This is a genomic window from Bradyrhizobium sp. 192 (genome assembly GCF_023100965.1).
Lineage (GTDB): Bacteria > Pseudomonadota > Alphaproteobacteria > Rhizobiales > Xanthobacteraceae > Bradyrhizobium > Bradyrhizobium symbiodeficiens.
This window is the reverse complement of sequence record NZ_CP064690.1, coordinates 5,596,179-5,618,506: the sequence shown is the minus strand read 5'-3', so window position 1 is coordinate 5,618,506 and position 22,328 is coordinate 5,596,179. Positions and strand designations below refer to the sequence as shown.

The window sequence follows — 22,328 nt, the reverse complement described above, 5'->3', positions numbered from 1 at the left end:
GAAAGGGCACTTTTGAGCTAGGCAGGCATCATGAGCCGCCGCATCAAGAGAATGAATCCGAAGCCCCGCGAACGCGATGAGCGCAAGGAGGCGCGCCCGTTCAAGGCACGCAGCGCCAAGAAGGCCGGGCCGCGTCCCGGGGCCAAGCCGGGTGGCAAGCCGCCGCGCTTTGCGGCCGAGCCTGTCGAGCGGCGCGCACCCAAGGCTGAGCTGAAAAGGTCTGAGCTGAAAAGGTCTGAGCTGGAAAGGCCCGCGCCCGAGAAGCCCGTCGAGGCGCTGCTGCCGACCAAGGTGCAGACCGTCAAGGTGACCGCCGACGAGAACAACATGCGCGTGGATCGTTTCCTCGAGGCGCGCTTTCCCGGCTTGTCGTTCTCCCACATCCAGCGCGTCGTGCGCAAAGGCGAGCTGCGCGTCGATGGCAAGCGCGTCGACAGCAAGGACCGGCTGGAGGAGGGCCAGAGCGTCCGCATTCCGCCCCTGAAGCTTGACACGCCGAAGGCCGCGAGCCCGCTCTCCGAAGCCGCGCAAAAGACGCTCGCCGCGCTCAAGGAGATGACGCTGTACGAGGACGACGACGTCCTCGTGCTCAACAAGCCGTTTGGGCTTGCGGTGCAGGGTGGCTCCGGCACGACGCGGCACATCGACCAGATGCTGGAGGTGATGCGCGACTCCAAGGGGCAGAAGCCGCGGCTTGTGCACCGGATCGACAAGGACACCTCCGGATGCCTTCTGATCGCGAAGACCCGTTTCGCTGCCTCGCATCTGACCGGCGCGTTCCGCTCGCGGTCGGCGCGAAAAACCTATTGGGCGCTGGTGCCGGGCCTGCCGAAGCCGAAGCAGGGCCGCATCTCGACCTTCCTTGCCAAGGAGGAGAGCGAGGACGACACCATCATGCGCATCGCCCAGCACGGCGACGAAGGGGCGAGCCACGCGGTGACCTATTACGCAGTGGTCGAGACCGCCGGCAACAAGCTGACCTGGGTGTCGCTGAAGCCGGTGACAGGGCGCACACACCAGCTGCGCGCCCACATGGAGCATATCGGCCATCCCATCGTCGGCGATCCCAAATATTTCAACATCGAGAATTGGAAACTGCCGGGCGGCCTGCAAAACCGGCTGCATCTGCTGGCGCGCCGCATCGTCATTCCGCATCCGCGCGGCGGCGTGATCGACGCCACCGCGCCGTTGCCGCAGCACATGCAGCAGTCGTGGAATCTGTTGGGGCTGGATGCCTCCAGATTTGATCCCATCGAGAACGCGCCTGAAGAATAGCCGGGTTGAATGGGGACGGCGGACGTACGACATGTCCCCCATGACCCAGTTCCCGATCTGTCTTGTGCTGATGGCCGTGCTATGCCTGGACCAGGCTGCCTACGCGCAATATGTGGAGCCGGGCGCCTCGCGGCTCGCTCCACAGTCGCCTCAGCCGCCGCCGCCGCCAAAGATCGAGGTGCCCAAGGTTCCGCAATTCGACGCGCCACTGCGCTACAACTACCAGCCGCTTCCGCGCAATTCGTTCAGTGACCGCATCACAAGGTGCCTCGACGACGCCGCGGCTGCGGGTCTGGGCCCGGCTGATCGCGGCACTTATGCGCGCAGTTGCGTCAACTAGCAGCACTCATCGTCGTTCTGGCGGAGTCCTGACGACGCAGGTAATTTGGCTGACACAGGGATCGAAAAGACCGATGCGCGAATTGTTCGAAGAAGCAGCAAGCCAGCCTCCGCCGGATCCGCGGGAATCGGCGCGCGCGTCCGCGCGCACGCCGCAGCGCAAGCGCTTCTACAAGGAAGCCGGCGTCACCGAGGCCGAAGGCGGCTTCGCCATTACGCTCGACGGCAAGCCGATCCGGACGCCCTCCCGCCGCCAAGTGGTGATTCCGGCGCGCGAACTCGCCGATGCCGTGGCCGCGGAATGGGCGGCCCAAGGCGAGACGATCGATCCCGTGACCATGCCGCTGACGCGGGTGGCCAACAGCGTGGTCGAGGGCGTGGTCGATCGCGTCGAACTGGTCAGCGACGACCTCGCGAAATATTTCGAGTCCGATTTGCTGTTCTATCGCGCCGGCCATCCCGAAGGGCTGGTCGCCCGCGAGGCCGCGCATTGGGATCCCGTGCTGTTCTGGGCCGCGGAGACGCTGGGCGCGCATTTCATCCTGTCTGAGGGCGTCATGCATGTGAAGCAGCCCGACGAGGCGGTCGAGGCCGCGCGCGCCGCGCTGCCCGGCGACGCCTGGTCGGTCGCCGCACTCCACGTGGTGACGACCCTGACCGGCTCGGCGCTGCTGGCGCTGGCGCTGGCGCATGGCGTGCGCGACCCCGGCCAGGTCTGGGCCGCCGCCCATGTCGATGAGGACTGGAACATCGAGCAATGGGGCTTGGACGAGGAAGCGGCTGCTCGTCGGGCCACGCGCCTCCGGGATTTCGAGGCCGCCGTGGCGGTTCTGGCGGCGGTAAAGGCGTCCGGAGCCGAAGGTCCTTAACGACAGGTTTACGACGGCGGCCTTATGGTGTGGCCAGCGCTGCATGGGCCCCCTGAGATGCCGACGCCGGTCACTTCCATCCTTCCCGTCAGTGCCGCCAGCCCCGCGGCTGATGCGACGACGCCCGATCTGGTGCTGCAGGCCGGCAGCGTCGTCGATGCCAGGGTCGTCAGCGTGATGGCCGACAATCTGGTGCGGATCGCGATCGCCAACCTCTCGATGGACGTCATGTCGGAGGTGGCGCTGACGCCTGGCCAGAATCTCCAGCTTGCGGTCTCGCAGAACAACGGCACCATCCGGCTGGCAGTCATGAGCGGGGCAGGCGAGGCGACGCCAGATCAGGTCACGCTGACGCCGCGTGCGGGTTCGCTGGTGGAAAGCCCGCCGTTGGTGCCGTCCGCGACCGTGCCCCGCAACACGCTGACGCCATTGGAGCAGGTCGCCGTCACCGCGGCCTCGGCCGAGGCCGCCACGAAGCAGGGCAGCCAGGCGCCGCTGTTCGCCAATCTGGCATCCGTCGTCACCGGCAGCGATCTGCCTGCGGGCTTGAAGCAGGCGGTGCTGGACGTGCTGGCGCAGCAGACGCCGCTCAATCCCGGGCTCGATGGCGCCGATGTCGAATCCGCGTTCCAGAAATCCGGCTTGTTCTTGGAGGCTTCGCTGGCCGCGGGCGCGAGGCCGCCCGTCGGCACGACGCCCGACCTGAAGGCGGCGCTGCTGGTGCTGCGCCAGACGCTGACCACGCTCGAGACTGCCGCGCCACAAGCCGCCGCAATTCCGGCCGCGACCACGGGAACACCGCAGGTCGCCTCCGCGCCTGCCCAGGCCACAGGCGAGGCCGCGCAGTCGGCGTCCCCCTCCGGCCCCGAGATCGCGCAGACGCCGCGCAACGCCAATCTCGCGGCCGCGGTGCTCGCGGACGTTGCCGGCAACGCTCAGCAGGCCGCGATGCCGCGCACCATGTCCGCCGGCCTTGCCGCGAGCCTGCTGCAGGAGGCCATGCAAAACCTGCCGCGCCTGATCGGCAATGTTCCCGGCTCCAACAAGGCGGTGCCCGACGGCCATAGCTTCGAAGCAGCCGCACGCGCGACGCCACCACCGTTCCGCGGTGCATTGCCCTCGCCGCAGCCGATTGCCGCGCCCTCGCTCGCGCCGGACACGCCGCTCTCCGCAACCGTGCATCGCCTGCTCGATGAGACCGATGCCGCGATCGCGCGGCAGACATTGCTGCAGGTCGCTTCACTCCCCGATCGCGCCGACGCCAGCGGCCATCGCATCGACCCGGCCGCGCCGCAGTGGAATTTCGAGATTCCCTTTGCAACGCCGCGGGGCACCGCGATGGCGCAATTCGAGATCTCGCGCGATGGCGCTGGCGAATCCGCCGATCCCGCCAGGCAAGCCTGGCGGGCGCGCTTCACGCTCAACGTCGAGCCGGCCGGCCCCGTGCACGCGCTGATCACGCTGAACGGCGACAAGACTTTCGTGCGGATGTGGGCGGAGCGGCCGGCGACGGTGCAGCAGCTCCGCGCCGGCATCGGTGAGCTCAATCAGGCGCTGACGCGAGCCGAGCTCAAGCCCGGCGACATCCTGGTCCGCGAGGGCACGCCACCGCAACCGGCGCCGGCCCGCGCCGGCCACTTTCTGGATCGGGCGACATGAGCGACCCATCCAAGCTCGCGATCGCGCTGCATTACGAAAAGGGTACGAACGCGCCCGTCGTCGTCGCCAAGGGCAAGGGCTCAATCGGCGAAAAGATCGTCGAGATCGCCAAAGCCCACGACATTCCGATCGAGGAGAACGAGGTCTTGGCCGGCGCGCTGTCCAAGGTCGAGCTCGGCGAAGAGATCCCGCCCGATCTCTACAAGGCGGTCGCCGAAGTGCTGGTGTTCGTGCTGCGGCTGTCGGGCCGGGGGCGCTGACTCTCCGGGGGCGATGACGCCCGTCATCGTTTCACCACGATAACGGTCGCATGGTCGCGGCGAAGTTCATCCCACAACGGACATTCGTTTGATCACCCGCCGCTCCACCCTCGGTCTTTTTGCCGCTGCCGCCACATTGCCTTCGCGCGCGTTCGCCCATGTCGCACCGCCGCGCACTGAGATCCGTGACAGTCTCGCCAAGCGCTTCACCGACCTCGGCACGTCAGGAACCTTCGTCGGCTACAAGGTGGAGGACTACCTGATCGTCGCCAGCGACAAGGAGCGCTCCGGCGAGAGCAAGCTGCCGGCCTCGACCTTCAAGATCCCGAACTCGCTGATCGCGCTGGAGACTGGCGTCGTCACCGACCCCGACAAGGACGTGTTCCCGTGGGACGGCGTGAAGCGGCCGATCGAGGCCTGGAACAAGGATCACACGCTGCGCAGCGCGATCGCGGTCAGCGTGGTGCCGGTCTATCAGGAGATCGCGCGGCGCATCGGGCAGGAGCGCATGCAAAAATACGTCGATCTGTTCGACTACGGCAATCGCGATATCGGCGGCGGCATCGACCAGTTCTGGCTGACCGGTGCCTTGCGCATCGATCCGGTCGAGCAGGTCGATTTCGTCGATCGGCTGCGCCGCCGCACGTTGCCGGTTTCGAAGCGCAGCCAGGACCTCGTCGCTGACATCCTGCCGGTGACCAAGGTCGGCGACAGCGTCATTCGCACCAAGTCCGGCCTGCTGGGGGCCGAGCGCGGCGAGCCGTCACTCGGCTGGATGGTGGGCTGGGCCGAAAAGGGCGGGGCGCACACCGTGTTCGCGCTCAACATGGATTGCAAGGAGCCGCGCCTCGTCGGCGAGCGCATGCCGCTGACGCAAGCCTGCCTTGCCGAGATCGGCGCGATCTAGCGCTGTCGCGCGGGCGCTGCGCGATTAGCATCCTTCCGCCAAGAAAGAAAACCGGGAGGATAAAATGAACCCAACGCCGCTCTGGCTGTCGTCGGTCACGCTTGCCGCTGCTGGCGGCTGGCTCGCCGCCACCATGTTCGCCGGCCCCGCCACCAGTAAGCAGCCGCGCTTTCCGCAGCTTACGATGGACCAGCTTGACGCCAAGCAGAAGCCGCTCGGCGAGCAGATCATGAAGGTGTCGAGCGTCGGCATCGGCGGTCCCTACAATCCGATGATCCGCAGCCCCGTGCTTGGCCAGCGCCTGTTCGACCTGTTCCACTATCTGCGCTGGGAAACTTCGGTTCCGGTGAAGCTCAACGAATTCGCGATCCTCATCATCGGGCGGCAATGGCGTTCGCAGGTGGAATGGTTTGCGCACGCGCCACTGGCGGCGAAAGCGGGCCTTTCGCCCGACATCATCGCGGAGCTGAAGGCCAACAAGCGACCGTCGAAGATGGCCGAGGACGAGGCTGTGGTCTACGACTTCGTCACCGAGCTCACCACGACCAAGAAGGTCAGCGATGAGACCTATGCGCGGGCGAAGAAGGCGTTCAACGATCAGCAGATCGTCGATCTCACCGCCGTGTCCGGCAACTATGTGATGGTCGCGATGCTGCTGGCGATGGCGGAAGAGACGGTGCCGCCGGACAAGCAGGAGCCGTTCAAGCCGGGCGAGCCCTAGTCCACCCAACGGCAAAAGGATCGTCATGGCCGGGCTTGTCCCGGCCATCCACGACCTTCTCTAGCAGCGCGAACAACGTGGAGGCCCGGGCCTTCGCCTCGCCGAAGCGGCTTCGGCCGCGCAGGCGGGACAAGCCCGGGCACGACGAGCCCGAATGCCTCAGCCCTGGTCGGCCGTCTTCATCGCCATCAGCGCTTGGTCGATCGCAAAGCCGCCGATCTCGCTCATCGCCTGCGAGATCACGTCACCCTTGCGGGCAAAGCCGGCGGAGAGGACATCGAACTGCGTCCGCGCCAGCCGCAGCACCTCGATCGGCACCGAAACCGCGGTCGCGTTGAAGCTGTCGACGGAGGCGCGCAAGCCGTCCAGATCGGTTGTGAGCTTGCCGATATGGCTCTCGGCACTCTGCATCAGGCCGATCAGCTTGCCGCGCTCGGCATCGAAGGCTTCGCGCTCGGCTGCGGCTGTCGCGGTGACATCGGCAAGCTGCGCCCGCAACGCCTCGATCTGGCCGACCATGGCATCGGAGGCGAGTTCGGCGGCCTCGCGCAACACGGTGCTGCGCGTGTGCTCTTCCTGTTGCTGGTGAAACAGTCGCTCGGCCGTCATCGCCCGCTGCGCCAGCGACTCGATCAATGCGGCGGCACGCAGCAGCATCTCGCCGTTCCACCCCGACACCATGCTGGCCATGCGGCGCAGGAAGTCGGTGGTTTCAGAGGATGAGTTCGGCGGCAGTGGGACGACCGTCGTGGACATGGGGATGATGCTGGAGCCAGGGCAGAATGGCAGCCGCCGTACCGACTGAGCTCACGCAACACTCGGCGCCTGATCGCACGCCCTGAGCAAGCCTGAATCGTCCGGTCGGGTCAACCAAGCAGCACGGATAAAATCGACTGTCCCGCCGCAAAGCGAGTGTCAGGCGTCCTTCTGCCGCCCGATCCGCCCCAGATGGGTGAATCCGAACCCGGCAGAATATTTCAGGCCATAGCCCAGCGCCCGGTCGATGCCGATATGGGCGAGCCAGATCAAGGCGATGGACAGAGTGAGGGGCGAGGCGAGGCCGAAGCCCAGCGTCAGCAGCGACACCGGCGCCATGTAGCTATGGGCAGCATTGTAGACCAGCGCGCCGAATTTGGCGTCGGACAGGTAGGCCAGGAAGCTGAGATCCGGGACGAGGAAGAGCAGGGCAAAGACCAGCCAGGAGCCGTCCCAGGCCCAATAGAGCACCACCATCCCCGCAAACAGGGTCAGGCCCTCCAGCCGCAGCAGGATGTTGACGCCGCCCGTTGCCGCGCCGGTCTCGGCCGTTCCGTCGCTCATGCTCGTCTCTCCAGGCAAAACTTTGTAATCCCTCAAGCTTTCAGGCCGGACAAGGCAGCCTTGCGGCGCGGAAAGGCGCTTTCCGGGCCGCAAAATGCCGTGTTAGAACCCCGCATCACTTAAGAACTGGCGGGAGCAAATGAAACACATCCTGGACGCCCTTGAAGATCGTCGCGCCGGCGCAAAGCTCGGCGGCGGGGAGAAGCGTATCGAAGCGCAGCACGCCCGCGGCAAGCTGACCGCGCGCGAGCGCATCGAGCTGCTGCTCGACAAGGGGTCGTTCGAGGAGTTCGACATGTTCGTCGAGCACCGCTCCACCGAGTTCGGCATGGAGAAGAACAAGGTGCCCGGCGACGGCGTCGTCACGGGGTGGGGCACCGTCAACGGCCGCAAGACTTTTGTCTTCGCCAAGGATTTCACCGTGTTCGGTGGCTCGCTGTCCGAGACCCACGCGCTGAAGATCACCAAGCTGCAGGACATGGCGATGAAGGCGCGGGCGCCCATCATCGGCCTCTATGATGCGGGCGGCGCCCGCATCCAGGAGGGCGTCGCAGCGCTCGCCGGCTATTCCTACGTGTTCCGCCGCAACGTGCTCGCCTCGGGCGTGATCCCGCAGATCTCCGTCATCATGGGCCCCTGCGCCGGCGGCGACGTCTATTCGCCCGCCATGACCGACTTCATCTTCATGGTGAAGAACACCAGCTACATGTTCGTCACCGGCCCCGACGTGGTGAAGACCGTCACTAATGAGGTGGTCACCGCCGAGGAGCTCGGCGGTGCCTCGGTGCACGCGACGCGCTCCTCGATCGCCGACGGCGCCTTCGAGAACGACGTCGAGACGCTCTTGCAGATGCGTCGCCTGATCGACTTCCTGCCGTCCAACAACAGCGACGGCGTGCCGGAATGGCCGAGCTTCGACGATATCGAGCGGGTCGACATGTCCCTGGACACGCTGATCCCCGACAATCCGAACAAGCCCTACGACATGAAGGAGCTGATCCTGAAGGTCGTGGACGAGGGCGATTTCTTCGAGATCGCAGATGCGTTCGCCAAGAACATCGTCACCGGCTTCGGCCGCATCGCGGGACGCACCGTCGGCTTCGTCGCCAACCAGCCGATGGTGCTTGCCGGCGTGCTCGACTCCGATGCCTCGCGCAAAGCGGCGCGCTTCGTCCGCTTCTGCGATGCCTTCAACATCCCGATCGTCACCTTGGTCGACGTGCCGGGGTTCCTGCCGGGCACCGCGCAGGAATATGGCGGCCTGATCAAGCACGGCGCGAAGCTGCTGTTCGCCTATTCGCAGTGCACCGTGCCGCTGGTCACCATCATCACCCGCAAGGCCTATGGCGGCGCCTTCGACGTCATGGCCTCCAAGGAGATCGGCGCCGACATGAACTACGCCTGGCCGACCGCCCAGATCGCGGTGATGGGCGCCAAGGGCGCGGTCGAGATCATCTTCCGCAGCGACATCGGCGACCCCGACAAGATCGCCGCCCGCACCAAGGAATATGAAGACCGCTTCCTGTCACCGTTCATCGCGGCGGAGCGCGGTTACATCGACGACGTCATCATGCCGCACTCGACGAGGAAGCGGATCGCGCGGGCGCTTTCGATGCTGAAGGACAAGAAGGTGGAAACACCGGCGAAGAAGCACGACAATTTGCCGTTGTGAGGGAAGGGCACGTCGGTGGCAATTTGGCGTTGTCGATCGAGATCGTGGCGGCGCGCCATTGGATCGTGCGGCCTGATATTGGGCGTGTTGTCCGTGGACACATCGTGCTTTGCCCAGGACAGCGAGATGACCATCACCGCCCGAACGTCGGAAGAGACCGTTATCGAAGGCTACGCCGACGCCGACAATACGTGTGCGCCGGTTGAGCTTCCCCGGCTCTTGCTCATGAAGTCACCGGAACATGGGATCGTCTGTTATCGCATCGAGGATTTCGAGGTGGCGGGCGACTCGGGAAGGGACCAGGCATGTCTCGGCCGCTGGGTCCGCGGCATAAGCGTGTTCTATCTGGCTCGATCTGGTTACAGCGGGCCGGATAGTCTCCGATACGAAGCAATCACCGATCGAAGGCAGGACAGGGTGGCCGTTCGCATCAGGGTCTTGCCCGGCCTCGGAAAGGATTCCGATGCGGCCAGCCCTGTTGGTTCTCGGCGCGAGCCAGCTATGTCGCTTGGGCCTATTCCTGCATGCGTTGTGCCGGTGTCTTAGGCAGTCGCGTGCTCTACAACCGAAGTTCGTTTGTTCCCCGAACTGCTCGCTCGCAAATCCAATGACCGAAAACCACCCGACCGACGAAATCTCCGACATCGAAGATCGCATCGAGCGGCTCGCCGAGATCGCCGAGCGGTGCCGGAAGTACATCCTGGCGTCCAAGATCGCGATCGGCGGTGGTGCGGCGCTGTTGTTGATCACGATCCTCGGTGTGTTTGGCTTCGGTCAGACCGCAGCCCTCGGGTCGATCGCGCTGGTGCTGGGTGGAATCGTGTCGCTCGGCTCGAACGTCAGCACGTTGCGGCAGACGGACGACGCCATCAGCGCTGCGGAGGCGCGACGTGCGGCGTTGATCGGCAGCATCGACCTGCGTGTGGTCGCCGATGCTCCGCTAAAGCTGGTTTGAGATGTAGGGCGGATTAGCGACAGCGTAATCCGCCCTACGAATTACGAGCGCGCTTTATCCGCCGCAGCGAAATGCGCCATTTGATCCGCATGGGCCTTGGCGAAGGCTGGGCGGGCGGTGGCGCGTGCGACATAGGCGCGGCAGGCGGGGCGTTCCGCCAGCCCGTCGAAACCATCGACGACGCGCAGCACGTCCGCCATCAGGATGTCGGCGACGGAGAAAGAGCCTGCCAGCCATTCGCGCCCTGCCAGCACCGGCTCGAGATGCTTGAGGCGCAGCTTGAGGAAGTCGTCGACGAATTTCCACGCCGCCGTGTCGGTCGGATGTCCCATGAACTTCGACATTCCCCAGGGCAGGCTGGCCATCTCCACCGAATTGAGCGCCGCGACCACCCATTCCGTCGTCTCGGTGCGACCGCGCGGGTCAGTGGGCATCAGCTTCGCGCTGAGCCCGCCGAGATGCAGCAGGATCGCGCCGGTCTCGAAGATCGAGAGATCGCCATCGGTCAGCCACGGCACCTGGCCGAACGGCTGGTGGGCGAAATGTGCGGCCCCGCGATCGTCAAACGGGGCGCTGGCGACGCGATAGGGCAAGGCGGCCTCTTCGAGCGCCCAGCGCACGCGGAGGTCGCGCACGAACCCGCGCGGCGCTTGGGGAACCCAATTGAAGGTGGTCAGGGTAAGGTCGGCCATTTGCTGTCTCCATGTCCTGGTCCGAAATGTCCTGGTTCGAAACAAAGGACGAGCGAAGGGTGCCCGTTCCGACACCAGTGCCAACTCTTTTTTTGCCGCCGGTCACTCGAGCGGCTAAGCTTGCCTCAAACAACAGGAGGAAATCCGATGCCGGCAGCTTTCTTCGTCGTCCGTGCCACCGTCGCCGATCCCGCCCAGCGCGCCGCGTTCGACAGATGGTACGAGACGGAACATGTACCCGACGCGGTGAAGGCATTCGGCGTGAGCAAGGCGTGGCGGTTCTGGAGTCTCGATGACCCCGCGCTGCATCAGGCGATGTATCAGTTCGATGACGAGGCAAAGCTTGCGGCGATGCTGAAGGGCGATGCGCTCGAGCAACTCGTCGCCGATTTCAACCGCGACTGGCCCGACGTCAAGCGCTCGCGCGAGACGCTGGTGCTGGCGCAGGAGTTTTCCAAATAGGGCGCACCGAATGTTCGCCTCGCAACGAATCTGAATACGCGATTCAGCCTTGGTTCATGCCGCGACCGCGACACTTCCTCTGCATCACTTGCCAGGTAGCCTAGAGGATATGTCATGGAGCGCCGGAATTTTTTGAAACTTGCATTGGGTGTGACGGCGGGTGCCGCCGCCTTCGCCGCGACCGCGCAGGCCGCGCCGTTGTCGCCGCAGCCGGTCGGCGATCCCGCGCGCATGCCGCAAGGCAACCCCGACGCTCATCCTGCCGTCACGACCAGCGAGGAAGCCGCCAAGCTTGCGCCCGAACAGGTGCACTGGCATGGCCATCACCGCCACTGGGGCTGGCACCGCCGTCATTGGCGCCGGCATCACCGGCGCTGGCACCGTCGCCATTGGTAAGCCGCGGCAAGCCGCGAATTGGACGGGGATCGCAGCCGCGGTCCCCGTTTCGATTTCAGGCCGCTCAAATTCCAAGGCCGACGACAAGGCGGACGAATCGTCGGCAGCAAGCCTGAACGAAAATGGCCGCGCAGGCTGAACCTGCGCGGCCATCTTGCGACGCAAGGAGATCAGAATGGGCGGCAGCGGCCGGCGTACCAGCGGAAGCCATACGGGCACACGCGCGCGCGGGGCACGACGACGACCGGCGGGGCTACATACACGGGGGCCGGGCGCACCACGACCGCGCCGCGCATCGGGCGGCAATGTCCATAGGGACCGCGATAGAACCCTCGGCCGCAGCCCTCGGCGGCGCTGGCGGCCTCGCTGAAACCGACGACCGCGCTGGCGAGCATGGCGGCGGCTAACAGGTATTTCATGTGATCTTCCTTCTCGTCCTTGGAGCAAGCCTTTGGAGGTGGCGCTTGTGGCGCACAATGAATCAAAAGACACGATTCGACATGTCAAATCTTGCAACACATCGACACGGCGCGATCCAAACCTGCCAATCATGACCTGAATGCGGCATGAACGTTCGCCGCATTGTGCCTGAGACGACACGCAAGTGTCGCTAGCGGCCGAGAAAACCAAGCACCAGCTCCTTGAACTTCTCGGGCGCCTCCAGGAAGACGAGATGTCCGGTATTCGGGATCACTTCAGCCCGCGCATTCGGCATCTTGGCGGCAAGCGCTTTCGCCAGTTCGGCGTTCTGCCCCATCTTGGCCCGCAGCGCCTCGGGCGCGTTCGGCCGGCCCGGTGCGTTGTGGTCGTCGGCGCCCATGATGAACAGCGTAGGTTCGGTGACGAGAGGAATCTCATGCGCGACCGGCTCGCGATAGACCATCTGCCCGGAACTGACGAAGGCGCGCAGCCAGCGCGGGTAGTCGGGGCTGCCCTTGATGTTGAAGCGGGCGTCGATATACGGCGTGATCGCATCAGGGGGCAGCTTGATTGCGTAGTTGGTTTGCAGCTGCTTGCGATAGCCGTCGGCGGTGAGCTTGTCCTCGGTCGCGATGATCGCCTCGGTTGGCGTCGGCGGCACGTAGAGGCGGTAGTCCTCCAGCCCGATCGGCGCAGTCAGCACGAGGTGGGCGACACGATCAGGGTAGGCGCGGGCGATGCGCACGCCCAGCATTCCGCCGAGTGAATGGGCGACGATGTCGGCCTTGTTGATCTCCAAATGATCGAGCAGCGCGATGGTGTTGCGCGCCAGCGTGTCGAAATGCAGTTCGCCAGCAGGCTTGGAGGATTTGCCGAAGCCGATCTGGTCCGGGACCACGACGCGGTAGCCGGCGTCGTTGAGCATCCTGATGACAGGGGCCCAATAGCTCGACGGAAAATTGCGCCCATGCAGCAGCACCACGGTGCGGCCGTTCGGCTGTGCAGGCGCGACGTCCATATAGGCCATGCTGAGCTGCTCGCCGTCGTTGACGAGCGGCAATTGGTGCACGGGGTAGGGATAGGCAAAACCCTCGAGTGCGATGCCATAGGGCTCGCGTGGGGGTGTGTCTGCGGCGTGCGCGGTGGTGAGCAAGGAAGCAAGAAGAGCGGCGGCGAGGGCGGCCGGGACGATGCGGATCATGGTGGGTCTCTCACGGTCACGGAATGACCGTTCGCATAAGCGCGTGGATGGCCGGGTCAAGCCCGGCCACGACGAGACTGAGAGTTCACACGCAAATGTGCGACGTCACGCGAATGGCGTGATCAGTCCTTCCCGTCGCCGAACAGCGCGGCAAACTGCTTCTCGCCGGTGCGGGTGAAGTTGACGACGCGGCTGCCGGGCGTGGCGTCGCGCGCCGCCCATTTCAGCTCGGCGAAGCGCTGCATCATGGCGGCCCCCAGCGTGCCGGCGAGATGATGGCGCCGCTCGCTCCAGTCGAGGCAGGCCTTGCACACGGGCCGCCGCGGATGGGTGAGCATGCCGGGCGAGATCTGCAGATGTTTGGCCAGGAAGCGTTCGCCTTCGGCCGTCAGCTCGATGTCCTGCTTTTTCTGCCTGACCAGATTCCGATCGCGCAGAGAATCCAGCATCTGCACGCCGAGATCGCCGGCGAGATGGTCGTAGCAGATCCGCGCGCGTCGCAGCGCCGGATCCTTCGGCCCGGTACGCACCCGCATGTGGCCGGTGCGCGCGGCAAGGCCTGCGAGGCCTTCGAGCACGCTGGCGACATCGTCGTCGGTGAGGCGATAGTAGCGGTGCCGGCCCTGCTTCTCCGGCTCGACCAGCCCGCCCGCCTCGAGCTTGGCCAGATGCGAGCTCGCGGTCTGCGGCGTGATGCCGGCCTCCTGCGCCAACTCGCTCGCCGTGAGCGCGCGGCCGTTCATCAGCGCGGTGAGCATGTTGGCGCGCGCGGGATCGCCGACCAGCGAGGCGACCAGGGCGATGTCGGGACCTGATTTCATGCTTCGATGGTAGCCGAAGCATTGTGGTCGGGCAAGCGCGTAGCGTGCCTTGCGTAGACACGTCATTGCGAGCGAAGCGAAGCAATCCAGTTGCTTCAGCGGCGACAGAGCCGTTCGCGCTTCTCGCGATGAAAAATCAAGGAGCCCATCATGTCCGTCACCGTCTTCATCCGCTATCAGATCGACCCGTTCAAGCGCGCGCAGTTCGAGGACTATTCGAAGCGCTGGCTCACCATCATCCCGAAATGCGGCGGCGACCTGATCGGCTATTTCATGCCGCACGAGGGCACCAACAACATCGCCTCCGCGCTGATCAGCTTCGAGAGTCTGGCCGCCTATGAAGCCTATCGCGCCCGGCTGCGGCAGGACGCGGAGGGCATGGCGAATTTCCATTTCGCCGAGGAACACAAATTCATCCTCGCCGAAGAACGCACATTCCTGCGCAAGGTGGTATTGTAGGCGAAGCAGCAGCAGGAGATGCCCATGATCGCCGTGATCTTCGAGGTCTGGCCGAAGCCGGAACACCGCCAGGACTATTTCGACCTCGCAGCCGATTTGAAGCCGATCCTGCAAACCATCGACGGCTTCATCTCGGTCGAGCGTTTCGAGAGCCTGACCGACAAGGGCAAGATCCTGTCGGTGTCGTTCTGGCGCGACGAGGCCGCCGTGCAGGCCTGGCGCAACACGATGGAGCACCGCCGCACGCAAGCGAAGGGCAGGACGCAGATCTTCGCCGACTATCATTTGCGCATCGCCAGCGTGGTCAGGGACTACGGCATGAATGATCGCGAGCAGGCGCCGAAGGACAGCCGGGCGGTGCACGACGCGCACTAGCGCGCTGAACGGGGCGCGCCTATGTCTGCGCGGCCAACAAGGGAGAGAAACATGCACGTCACGACCGCGGACAAGCGCGCGAGCTTCAGGAAGATGCACGAGAGCGGGTGCTTCATCCTGCCCAATCCGGTCGATATCGGCAGCGCCAAGGCGTTGCAGCATCTCGGTTTCAAGGCGCTCGCCTCATCGAGCGCGGGCTTTGCCTGGACCATCGGCAAAGCCGACAACCACGTCAGCGTCGAGGATGTCTGTCAGCATCTGGCAGCATTGAGCTCGGCGGTCGACATCCCCATCAACGCCGATTTCGAGGGCGGCTTTGCGGTCGAGCCTGACAGGGTCGCCGACAATGTCGAGCGTTGCGTGCGCACCGGCGTCGCAGGCCTGTCGATCGAGGATTCCACCGGCGACAAACACAATCCGATCTATGAGCACGCGCTCGCGGCCGAGCGCATCAAGGCCTCGCGCAAGGCGATCGGCGACAGCGGCGTGCTGCTGGTCGGCCGCTGCGAAGCCTTTTTGTGGGGCGTGACTGACTTGAAGCTCGTCATCGACCGGCTCACCGCTTACGCGGACGCCGGCGCTGATTGCCTCTACGCGCCGGGCCTGAAGACCCGCGATGACATCGCAGCCGTGGTGAAGGCTGTCGCACCAAAACCGTTCAACCTCCTGATCGGCGCCTCCGGCCTGTCGTTGCAGGAAGCCGAGGATCTCGGCGTGCGCCGGATCAGCGTCGGCGGCTCGCTCGCCCGCGCCGCCTGGGGCGGCTTCATGCGCGCGGCCAAGGAGATGGCGGAGAAGGGGACGTTCACCGAGCTCGGCAGCGGCTATCCCGGCGGCGAGCTCAACAAGATGTTCAGCTAGAGGCCAACGAAAAGCGGCGGGACATTGTCCCGCCGCTCTCAAATCTCATTGCGAATTGTTACTTCGCGCCGTCAGACGGCGTCTGCGTATCCGGCGCCGGCTTTGCCGCCGGCGTATCCGGCGAAGGCGCGGCCGGCCGGCTCGGCGCCGCACCCGTGGTCACGCCCGGCTCGGTGTTGTTGCGCGGCGTCACGTCGCGCATGCCGGGAGGCGCGGCCGGATTGGTCGCAGGCGCCTGCTGGGCGGTCTGCGTCGCCGGCGCGGTGCTTGCCTGGTTCGTCGTGCTGGAGTTGTTCAGGCCGTAGAACACAGCACCCAGCACAAGGGCGATCGCAACGGCGAACATCGCAACCTTGCCGCTCGAGGCGGGGCCTTCGCTGAGCTCGGGGTCGGCCTGCAGGTCGGCATCCCGGCGCGCCGCGCGAACATACTCATCGTCGGCGAGGTTCGGGCGGTACGGATCGTTGGGAAAACGGTCGTCAGCCATCGGTTGGGTCTCCTCGTTTGTGACATCCGGACAACCCGTGGATGCGAGATTCTGTTCCGCGCCTCCTTGTGCTTTCGTCGCATGTTGCCCTCGTCGCGGGAATCGGGAACCTGTCTTGCAGGGAACAGAACGCGGGTTCCATGGCCGCGACGAAGGGAACAGCCGATGTGGAGCCTGCCGCCGACGGATAGCGTCCTGCATCTTCTGGCGCTCGTCGCCATCACGGCAGAGGGGATGACGGCGGCACTGGCTGCCGGTCGGCGCAGCATGGACTATGTCGGCGTTTGTCTTCTCGCCTGCGTGACCGCACTCGGCGGCGGCACGCTACGCGACCTGTTTCTCGGTCACTATCCGCTGGTGTGGGTGGCCAACCCGATCTACCTCGTGCTGCCGGGTGGCGCGGCGCTGCTGACGATCCTGATCGCACGGCTGGTGCATCGGTTGCACCTCGCGTTCATCGTGCTCGATGCCATCGGTCTCGTCGTCTTCACCATGATCGGCTGCAACGTCGGCTGGCAGATGGATGCCTCGCTGCCGATCGTGATCGTGTCGGGCATGGTGACGGGCTGCGCCGGCGGCGTGTTGCGCGACGTGCTCTGCAACGACGTGCCGCTGCTGTTTCGATCCGAACTCTACGCCAGCGTCTCGGTGGTGACGGGACTGTTCTACGCCACCGCCTTCGGCCTCAACCTCAATGCCGAGCTCTGGACGATCCTGACCTTCGCACTCGGTCTCAGCTTCCGCCTGCTCGCGGTGCGCTACAAATGGGAGATGCCGAAATTCGTCTTCACGGGAGATGAGGAGCGGTGAGCGCTGTCGCGTGCGAATGGCGATATCTGGCCATTCGCTACTCACTACTCCCCATTCGCCTCTCCCTTGCGCGCCTTCGCCACCTGCGCCGGCGTCACCAGCGGCGCGGCGTTGCCCCAGGAATTGCGGATGTAGTTCGTCACCGCCGCGATTTCCTCATTGGACAATTGCCTGGCGTAGGGCGGCATCTCGCCGGTGTTGGGCGCGCGCGGGGTCGTCACGGTGTGGGCGCCGTCGAGGATGATGCGCAAGGTGGAGGACGGATTGACCGATTGCAGCAGCGCATTGCCCGGCAGCGGCGGATAGATCCGCGGGCTGCCTGTGCCGTCGGCTTCATGGCAGGCGATGCAGAGCTTTGCGTAGACCGCCTGGCCGGCCTTCATTTGGGTCTCGTCAGGCGGCGTCACGATGGTCTCGCGCCGCGCCGGCGGCAGGCTTTTCAGGTACACCGCGATCGCCCGCACATCGGCATCGCTCATCTTCGACGTTGAATTGACGATCACTTCGGCCATCGGCCCGCCGGCATGGCTCTTCCCATTGCGTCCGCTCTGCAGATACTCGGTGATGTCCTCCTCGCTCCACGATTTCAGTCCCGTGCGCGCAGCGCCATCGAGTCGGGGAGCAAACCAGCCCGCGACCTTATTGCCTGACAGTGCCTGCGCGCTCTTGTCGGCGCCGAAATAGTTCTTCGGCGTGTGGCAGGCGCCGCAATGACCGAGCCCGGTGACGAGATAGCCGCCTCTGTTCCAGGCCGCGCTCTTGCTCTGGTCCGGCTCGAACAGGCCGGGCTTGAAATACATCGCGTTCCAGACCCGCATCAGGGCGCGATAGCCGAACGGCCAGCGCAGCTCCGGCGGCTTGTTGCGGCTGATGACGGGCGCAAGCGTGCCGAGATAGGCGCGGATCGCCAGCGTGTCGTCCTTCGTCATCTTGGTGAAATAGGGATAAGGAAACGCCGGGTAATAGTTCGAGCCGTCGGGCGCGATACCGGTGCGCACCGCGCGCACGAAATCGGCATCCAGCCAGGCGCCGATCCCGGTGTCGCGGTCCGGGGTCAGGTTCGGCGCATAGATCGCGCCGAAGGGCGTGGCGATACGCTTGCCCCCCGCGAACGGTTTTGCCGGATCGGCGGTGTGGCAGCCCGCGCAGTCGCCGGCCTCGACCAGCGTCTTGCCGTAGGCGATCAGCTCCGGCGAGGGCTCGGCGGCGCGGGCCACGCCTGCAACCGCACTGCACAACGCCAGACCGACAAGAGCGGAGCCTGCCAGAATCGTCCGCATCGAAAGTCTCTCCTGCGACCAATCGCCCGCATCCGGCACGATGGGGGCATCAGTTCATTTCGCCACAGTGGGGGTATGGTGACACAAATTGAAAACGACACGCATGTTTCAGGCCACGAAGTTGCGATTTTTACCCGACACCCCCTTTGGTCCAGATTTGTGATGCGGATCGTGAAATATCCGACATAGAGTGGCGAGATTGGTCGGCGCGCCCTAACTAAAAATAACGGGACGGCAACGGCTTAGGTCAGCAAGACCTGAACAGGGCGATAAAAGAGGACGGCATGGGCATCAACCAGGGTCCGATCAGTCTCGATCAAAAATACACCCAGGAAACCGGGCACGTCTTCACCACGGGCATCCAGGCCCTGGTTCGCCTGCCCATGGCCCAGATCCGGCGCGACCGCGCGGCGGGGCTCAACACCGCAGGTTTCATCTCCGGTTATCGTGGCTCGCCACTCGGCGGCTACGACCAGCAGCTGTTTGCCGCTCGAAAACACCTCGAACAGTACAACATCAAGTTCCAGCCCGGCGTGAACGAGGATCTGGCGGCCACCGCGGTCTGGGGCTCGCAGCAGCTCAACCTCTCGCCTGGCGCCAAATACGACGGCGTGGTCGGCATCTGGTACGGCAAGGGCCCCGGCGTCGACCGCTGCGGCGACGTGTTCCGTCACGGCAACGCGGCCGGCTCCGCCAAGAACGGCGGCGTGCTGTGCCTTGCCGGTGACGACCACGGTGCGAAATCCTCCACCGTGCCGCATCAGTCCGACCATGCGTTCATGTCGGCGCTGATGCCGTATCTCTATCCCTCGAGCATCCACGAGATGATCGAGATGGGCCTGCTCGGCATCGCGATGTCGCGCTATTCAGGCTGCTGGGTCGGCATGAAGGTGATCACGGAGACGGTGGAGACCACCGCCGAGATCGATCTCAGCGACGAGATGAAGCCGTTTATCATCCCGACCGATTTCGAGATGCCGCAAGGCGGCCTCAACCTGCGCTGGCCCGACGACCGCTTCGAGCAGGACCGCCGTTTGCAGGACTACAAGGGCTTTGCCGCGATCGCCTTCGCGCGCGCCAACAAGGTCAACCGCATCACCATGGATTCGCCGAACGCCCGTTTCGGCATCATGGCCTCCGGCAAGAGCTACGAGGACGTCCGGCAGGCGCTGCGCGAGCTTGGCATCACCGAAGAGGTCGCCGCCAGGATCGGCCTCAGGCTCTACAAGATCGGCATGCCCTGGCCGCTGGAGCCGGAAGGCGTGCGCCAGTTCGCGGTCGGGCTGGAAGAGATATTCATCATCGAAGAGCGCCGCGAGATCGTCGAGAACCAGGTCAAGCAGGAGCTGTTCAACTGGCGCGACGACGTCCGCCCGCGCATCGTCGGCAAGATGGACGAGCACGACAAGCGCTTCCTGACCTTCTCCGCTGAGCTTAGCGTCGCCTCGCTCGCGACCTCGCTGACCGAACGACTTCTCCGGCTTGATCTCAACCCGGAGATCGCGGAGATGCTCCGCGCCAAGGCCGATTGGTTCAACGGCCGTCAGGCGACCCAGATGCAGGCGGTCGCGCCCGTCTCCCGCACGCCATATTTCTGTTCCGGCTGTCCTCACAACACCTCGACCAAGGTCCCCGAAGGCAGCCGCGCGCTGGCCGGCATCGGTTGCCATTTCATGGCGCTGTGGATGGACCGCTCGACCGAAACCTTTACCCATATGGGCGGCGAGGGCGTGCCCTGGGTCGGTATCGCACCCTTCACCAACGAGAATCACATCTTCGCCAATCTCGGCGACGGCACCTACTTCCACTCGGGCCTGCTCGCGATCCGCCAGGCGGTCGCGTCCAAGACCAACATCACCTACAAGATCCTCTACAACGACGCTGTCGCCATGACCGGCGGCCAGCGCCATGACGGCGATCTCTCCCCGCAGCAGATCACCTTCCAGCTCCACGCCGAAGGCATCCGCGAGATCTATCTGGTCTCTGAGACGCCCGATGCCTATCCCTCCGACAGCATCGCGCCCGGCGTGAAGCTCTATCATCGCGACGAACTGCAGAACGTCATGAAGATGTGCCGGGAGCACAAGGGCACATCTGCGATCGTCTTCGTGCAGACCTGCGCCGCCGAGAAGCGCCGCCGCCGCAAGCGCGGCCTGATGGAGGATCCGGCGCGCCGCGTCATGATCAACCCGGCCGTCTGCGAGGGCTGCGGCGACTGTTCGGTGCAGTCGAACTGCATCTCGGTCGAGCCGCTGGAGACCGAGTTCGGCCGCAAGCGTGCCATCAACCAGTCGTCCTGCAACAAGGACTATTCCTGCGTGAAGGGCTTCTGTCCGTCCTTCGTCACCGTGGACGGCGGCAAGCCGCGCCACCGCGCGCCGGCTGAGCTGGCCGATATCGGAGCGCTGCCCGAGCCGGTCTCGCGCCCGACGCTCGACAAGCCCTACAACATCGCGGTCGGCGGTGTCGGCGGCACCGGCGTTCTCACCATCGGCGCGCTGCTCGGCATGGCCGCCCATATCGAGGGCAAGGCCTCGATGATCCTCGACATGTCGGGCTTGGCCCAAAAGGGCGGCGCGGTGCTCAGCCATGTCCGCCTGTCCGATCACCCGGCGGAGGTGACCTGTTCGCGCATCGTCACCGGCACGGCTGATCTCATGCTCGCCGCCGACGAGGTGGTCGCAGTCGCCAAGGACACGATCTCGCTCTGCGACTCCACCCGGACCCGCGGCATCATCAACAGCCACGTCATACCCACCGCCGATTTCGTGCTCAATCGCGACTTCAACTTCCAGACTCGCAAGCTGAATGGATTGCTGGAGACGGCGCTGCACAAGGACTCGGTGTTCTTCGATTTTAGCAAGCCGGCCGAGCAACTGCTCGGCGATGCCATCGCCACCAACATGATGATGATGGGCTATGCCTATCAGAAGGGCCTGTTTCCCCTGTCCGCGGAATCGATCGAGCAGGCCATCGAGATCAATGGCGTCTCGATCAAGATGAACAAGGAAGCCTTCCGGCTCGGCCGCCTCGCGGTCGCTGATCCCGCGCGCCTCTCCGGCATGCTGAAGGGAACGGACGAGGTCGTTGCTCCGAAGACGCTGGACGCCATGACGCTCGACGAGGTCATCGAGCATCGCACCAGGCATCTGACCGCTTACCAGAACAACGGTCTCGCCAGGCGCTATCGCAAGCTGGTCGATCAGGTGCGGGATGCCGCGGTCAAGGGTGGCTACGACGAGGCGCTGCCGCGCGCGGTCGCGGTGAACTACGCCAAGCTGCTGGCCTACAAGGACGAATATGAGGTCGCGCGCCTTTACACCGATGGCGCCTTTGCCCAGCAGCTCCGCGACCAATTCGAAGGCGACTTCACGTTCAACTTCAACCTGGCCCCGCCGATCCTCGGTGGCGGCCTCGACCCGCTCGGCCGTCCGAAGAAGCGCGCCTTCGGCCCGTGGATGCTCAACGTCTTCGGCGTGCTGGCGAAGCTCAAATTCCTGCGCGGCACGCCGCTCGACATCTTCGGCCGCAGCCCCGACCGCAAGCTCGAGCGCGATCTGATCGCCGGCTACGAGAAGGACGTCGCAACCGTGCTCGGCCTGTTGTCGCCGGTCACCATCGACACCGCGGTGGAATTGCTCTCGCTGCCCGACCGCATCCGCGGCTACGGCCCGGTGAAGGAGAAGGCGGTGGCAGATGCGAAAACGCGTTATGCGCAGCTCGCCGCCGACCTGGCGAGCCCGCCGCCCGCACCGAGGCAGATCGCGGCGGAATAGGGCAGTCCCGGAGGGCGGATTAGCGAAGAGTAATCCGCCATTCCGGGTCGAGATCAAAGTGGCGGATTACGCCTTCGGATAATCCGCCCTACGAGCCAGCAAAGTCGCTTCGTCGGTCGTGGAAATTCTCATGTGAAATCAACCACCGTTCTACTGTGCATGGGGTTGTTTTTCAAAAATGGGTACCTCCGCGGGCGCTGTGAGTTCGATCATGATCACCCACTTGCGCCAACCCGCTGCCCTCTCGCAGGGCGGAATATTTACGCGCTTGCCAATCCGCCCACCGCGGTTCAGAAAAACGGAGCAATAAG

General features: G+C 64.9%; 25 protein-coding genes. 17 read left to right on the top strand and 8 right to left on the bottom strand.

All coding sequences use genetic code 11. From position 1 onward, the window contains the following. The first annotated feature begins 30 nt into the window (after window positions 1-30). The 7 genes from IVB24_RS26180 (at window position 31) to IVB24_RS26150 (ending at window position 6,030) form a co-directional block, all read left to right on the top strand. Complete coding sequence (locus IVB24_RS26180) at window positions 31-1,275, top strand: RluA family pseudouridine synthase (RefSeq protein ID WP_247769544.1); 1,245 nt, start codon at window positions 31-33, stop codon at window positions 1,273-1,275. A gap of 31 nt (window positions 1,276-1,306) precedes the next feature. Beyond that, entirely contained in the window at window positions 1,307-1,615 is a 309-nt protein-coding gene (locus IVB24_RS26175) for a hypothetical protein (protein ID WP_244607418.1), read from the top strand. Between the two features lie 73 nt (window positions 1,616-1,688). Continuing rightward, complete coding sequence (locus IVB24_RS26170; protein ID WP_094971984.1) at window positions 1,689-2,483, top strand: ATP12 family protein; 795 nt, start codon at window positions 1,689-1,691, stop codon at window positions 2,481-2,483. 57 nt (window positions 2,484-2,540) lie between these two features. Next, complete coding sequence (locus tag IVB24_RS26165) at window positions 2,541-4,142, top strand: flagellar hook-length control protein FliK (RefSeq protein WP_247769543.1); 1,602 nt, start codon at window positions 2,541-2,543, stop codon at window positions 4,140-4,142. Beyond that, window positions 4,139-4,402: an EscU/YscU/HrcU family type III secretion system export apparatus switch protein gene (locus IVB24_RS26160; protein ID WP_094971983.1), complete on the top strand. Its 264-nt coding sequence runs from the start codon at window positions 4,139-4,141 to the stop codon at window positions 4,400-4,402. Before IVB24_RS26165 ends, IVB24_RS26160 begins: the two co-directional genes overlap by 4 nt. A gap of 82 nt (window positions 4,403-4,484) precedes the next feature. Further along, window positions 4,485-5,309: a class D beta-lactamase gene (blaOXA, locus tag IVB24_RS26155; protein WP_247774176.1), complete on the top strand. Its 825-nt coding sequence runs from the start codon at window positions 4,485-4,487 to the stop codon at window positions 5,307-5,309. Between the two features lie 64 nt (window positions 5,310-5,373). Next, a complete protein-coding gene (locus IVB24_RS26150; RefSeq protein ID WP_247769542.1) occupies window positions 5,374-6,030 on the top strand; it encodes a carboxymuconolactone decarboxylase family protein in 657 nt (218 codons plus the stop codon). 159 nt (window positions 6,031-6,189) lie between these two features. On the opposite strand, the gene IVB24_RS26145 is transcribed toward IVB24_RS26150, so the two are convergent. After that, entirely contained in the window at window positions 6,190-6,786 is a 597-nt protein-coding gene (locus IVB24_RS26145) for a hypothetical protein (RefSeq protein ID WP_247769541.1), read from the bottom strand. Between the two features lie 159 nt (window positions 6,787-6,945). Beyond that, window positions 6,946-7,350, bottom strand: coding sequence for a DUF4260 domain-containing protein (locus IVB24_RS26140; protein ID WP_166469004.1), 405 nt, complete (start codon window positions 7,348-7,350; stop codon window positions 6,946-6,948). Window positions 7,351-7,489: 139 nt separating this feature from the next. Between IVB24_RS26140 and IVB24_RS26135 the strand changes: the two genes are divergently transcribed. From IVB24_RS26135 to IVB24_RS26125, 3 genes are all read left to right on the top strand, one after another. After that, entirely contained in the window at window positions 7,490-9,022 is a 1,533-nt protein-coding gene (locus IVB24_RS26135; RefSeq protein WP_247769540.1) for an acyl-CoA carboxylase subunit beta, read from the top strand. 126 nt (window positions 9,023-9,148) lie between these two features. Then, window positions 9,149-9,568 (top strand): hypothetical protein, encoded by a 420-nt coding sequence (locus IVB24_RS26130; RefSeq protein ID WP_247769539.1) that lies wholly within the window; start codon window positions 9,149-9,151, stop codon window positions 9,566-9,568. Window positions 9,569-9,629: 61 nt separating this feature from the next. Next, a complete protein-coding gene (locus IVB24_RS26125; RefSeq protein WP_166469008.1) occupies window positions 9,630-9,977 on the top strand; it encodes a hypothetical protein in 348 nt (115 codons plus the stop codon). A 41-nt stretch (window positions 9,978-10,018) separates the two neighbouring features. On the opposite strand, the gene IVB24_RS26120 is transcribed toward IVB24_RS26125, so the two are convergent. Continuing rightward, window positions 10,019-10,669 (bottom strand): glutathione S-transferase family protein, encoded by a 651-nt coding sequence (locus tag IVB24_RS26120; RefSeq protein WP_247769538.1) that lies wholly within the window; start codon window positions 10,667-10,669, stop codon window positions 10,019-10,021. A gap of 147 nt (window positions 10,670-10,816) precedes the next feature. Here IVB24_RS26120 and IVB24_RS26115 point away from each other — a divergent pair, with 147 nt between their 5' ends. Further along, window positions 10,817-11,131 (top strand): hypothetical protein, encoded by a 315-nt coding sequence (locus IVB24_RS26115; RefSeq protein WP_247769537.1) that lies wholly within the window; start codon window positions 10,817-10,819, stop codon window positions 11,129-11,131. A 114-nt stretch (window positions 11,132-11,245) separates the two neighbouring features. After that, window positions 11,246-11,527 (top strand): twin-arginine translocation signal domain-containing protein, encoded by a 282-nt coding sequence (locus IVB24_RS26110; protein WP_247769536.1) that lies wholly within the window; start codon window positions 11,246-11,248, stop codon window positions 11,525-11,527. A 170-nt stretch (window positions 11,528-11,697) separates the two neighbouring features. Here IVB24_RS26110 and IVB24_RS26105 read toward each other — a convergent pair whose 3' ends face one another. The 3 genes from IVB24_RS26105 to IVB24_RS26095 form a co-directional block, all read right to left on the bottom strand. Then, window positions 11,698-11,946, bottom strand: a complete 249-nt coding sequence (locus IVB24_RS26105; RefSeq protein WP_094971973.1) for a hypothetical protein — start codon at window positions 11,944-11,946, stop codon at window positions 11,698-11,700. A gap of 191 nt (window positions 11,947-12,137) precedes the next feature. Then, window positions 12,138-13,148, bottom strand: a complete 1,011-nt coding sequence (locus IVB24_RS26100; RefSeq protein ID WP_247769535.1) for an alpha/beta hydrolase — start codon at window positions 13,146-13,148, stop codon at window positions 12,138-12,140. 122 nt (window positions 13,149-13,270) lie between these two features. Next, the gene (locus tag IVB24_RS26095) at window positions 13,271-13,969 is read right to left on the bottom strand and encodes an ArsR family transcriptional regulator (protein ID WP_247769534.1); all 699 of its coding nucleotides are present in this window, start codon (window positions 13,967-13,969) and stop codon (window positions 13,271-13,273) included. A 150-nt stretch (window positions 13,970-14,119) separates the two neighbouring features. On the opposite strand from IVB24_RS26095, the gene IVB24_RS26090 reads away from it, so the two are divergent. From IVB24_RS26090 to IVB24_RS26080, 3 genes are read left to right on the top strand one after another with little or no spacing between them, the layout of a single operon-like run. Further along, window positions 14,120-14,428 carry an NIPSNAP family protein gene (locus IVB24_RS26090; RefSeq protein WP_094971969.1) on the top strand — a complete coding sequence of 103 codons (309 nt, stop codon included), beginning with the start codon at window positions 14,120-14,122 and terminating at the stop codon, window positions 14,426-14,428. Between the two features lie 24 nt (window positions 14,429-14,452). Then, complete coding sequence (locus tag IVB24_RS26085) at window positions 14,453-14,803, top strand: antibiotic biosynthesis monooxygenase (protein ID WP_140480175.1); 351 nt, start codon at window positions 14,453-14,455, stop codon at window positions 14,801-14,803. Window positions 14,804-14,854: 51 nt separating this feature from the next. After that, window positions 14,855-15,664, top strand: a complete 810-nt coding sequence (locus IVB24_RS26080; RefSeq protein ID WP_247769533.1) for an isocitrate lyase/phosphoenolpyruvate mutase family protein — start codon at window positions 14,855-14,857, stop codon at window positions 15,662-15,664. 58 nt (window positions 15,665-15,722) lie between these two features. Here the strand turns inward: IVB24_RS26080 and IVB24_RS26075 are convergent, their stop codons facing one another. Continuing rightward, window positions 15,723-16,151 (bottom strand): hypothetical protein, encoded by a 429-nt coding sequence (locus tag IVB24_RS26075; RefSeq protein ID WP_094971967.1) that lies wholly within the window; start codon window positions 16,149-16,151, stop codon window positions 15,723-15,725. A gap of 165 nt (window positions 16,152-16,316) precedes the next feature. On the opposite strand from IVB24_RS26075, the gene IVB24_RS26070 reads away from it, so the two are divergent. Continuing rightward, on the top strand, window positions 16,317-16,961 hold the full coding sequence (locus tag IVB24_RS26070) for a trimeric intracellular cation channel family protein (RefSeq protein ID WP_247769532.1): 645 nt from the start codon (window positions 16,317-16,319) through the stop codon (window positions 16,959-16,961). A 44-nt stretch (window positions 16,962-17,005) separates the two neighbouring features. Here the strand turns inward: IVB24_RS26070 and IVB24_RS26065 are convergent, their stop codons facing one another. Further along, a complete protein-coding gene (locus tag IVB24_RS26065; protein ID WP_166469019.1) occupies window positions 17,006-18,241 on the bottom strand; it encodes a c-type cytochrome in 1,236 nt (411 codons plus the stop codon). Between the two features lie 284 nt (window positions 18,242-18,525). On the opposite strand from IVB24_RS26065, the gene IVB24_RS26060 reads away from it, so the two are divergent. Next, entirely contained in the window at window positions 18,526-22,017 is a 3,492-nt protein-coding gene (locus IVB24_RS26060; RefSeq protein ID WP_247769531.1) for an indolepyruvate ferredoxin oxidoreductase family protein, read from the top strand. The last annotated feature ends 311 nt before the right edge of the window (window positions 22,018-22,328 follow it).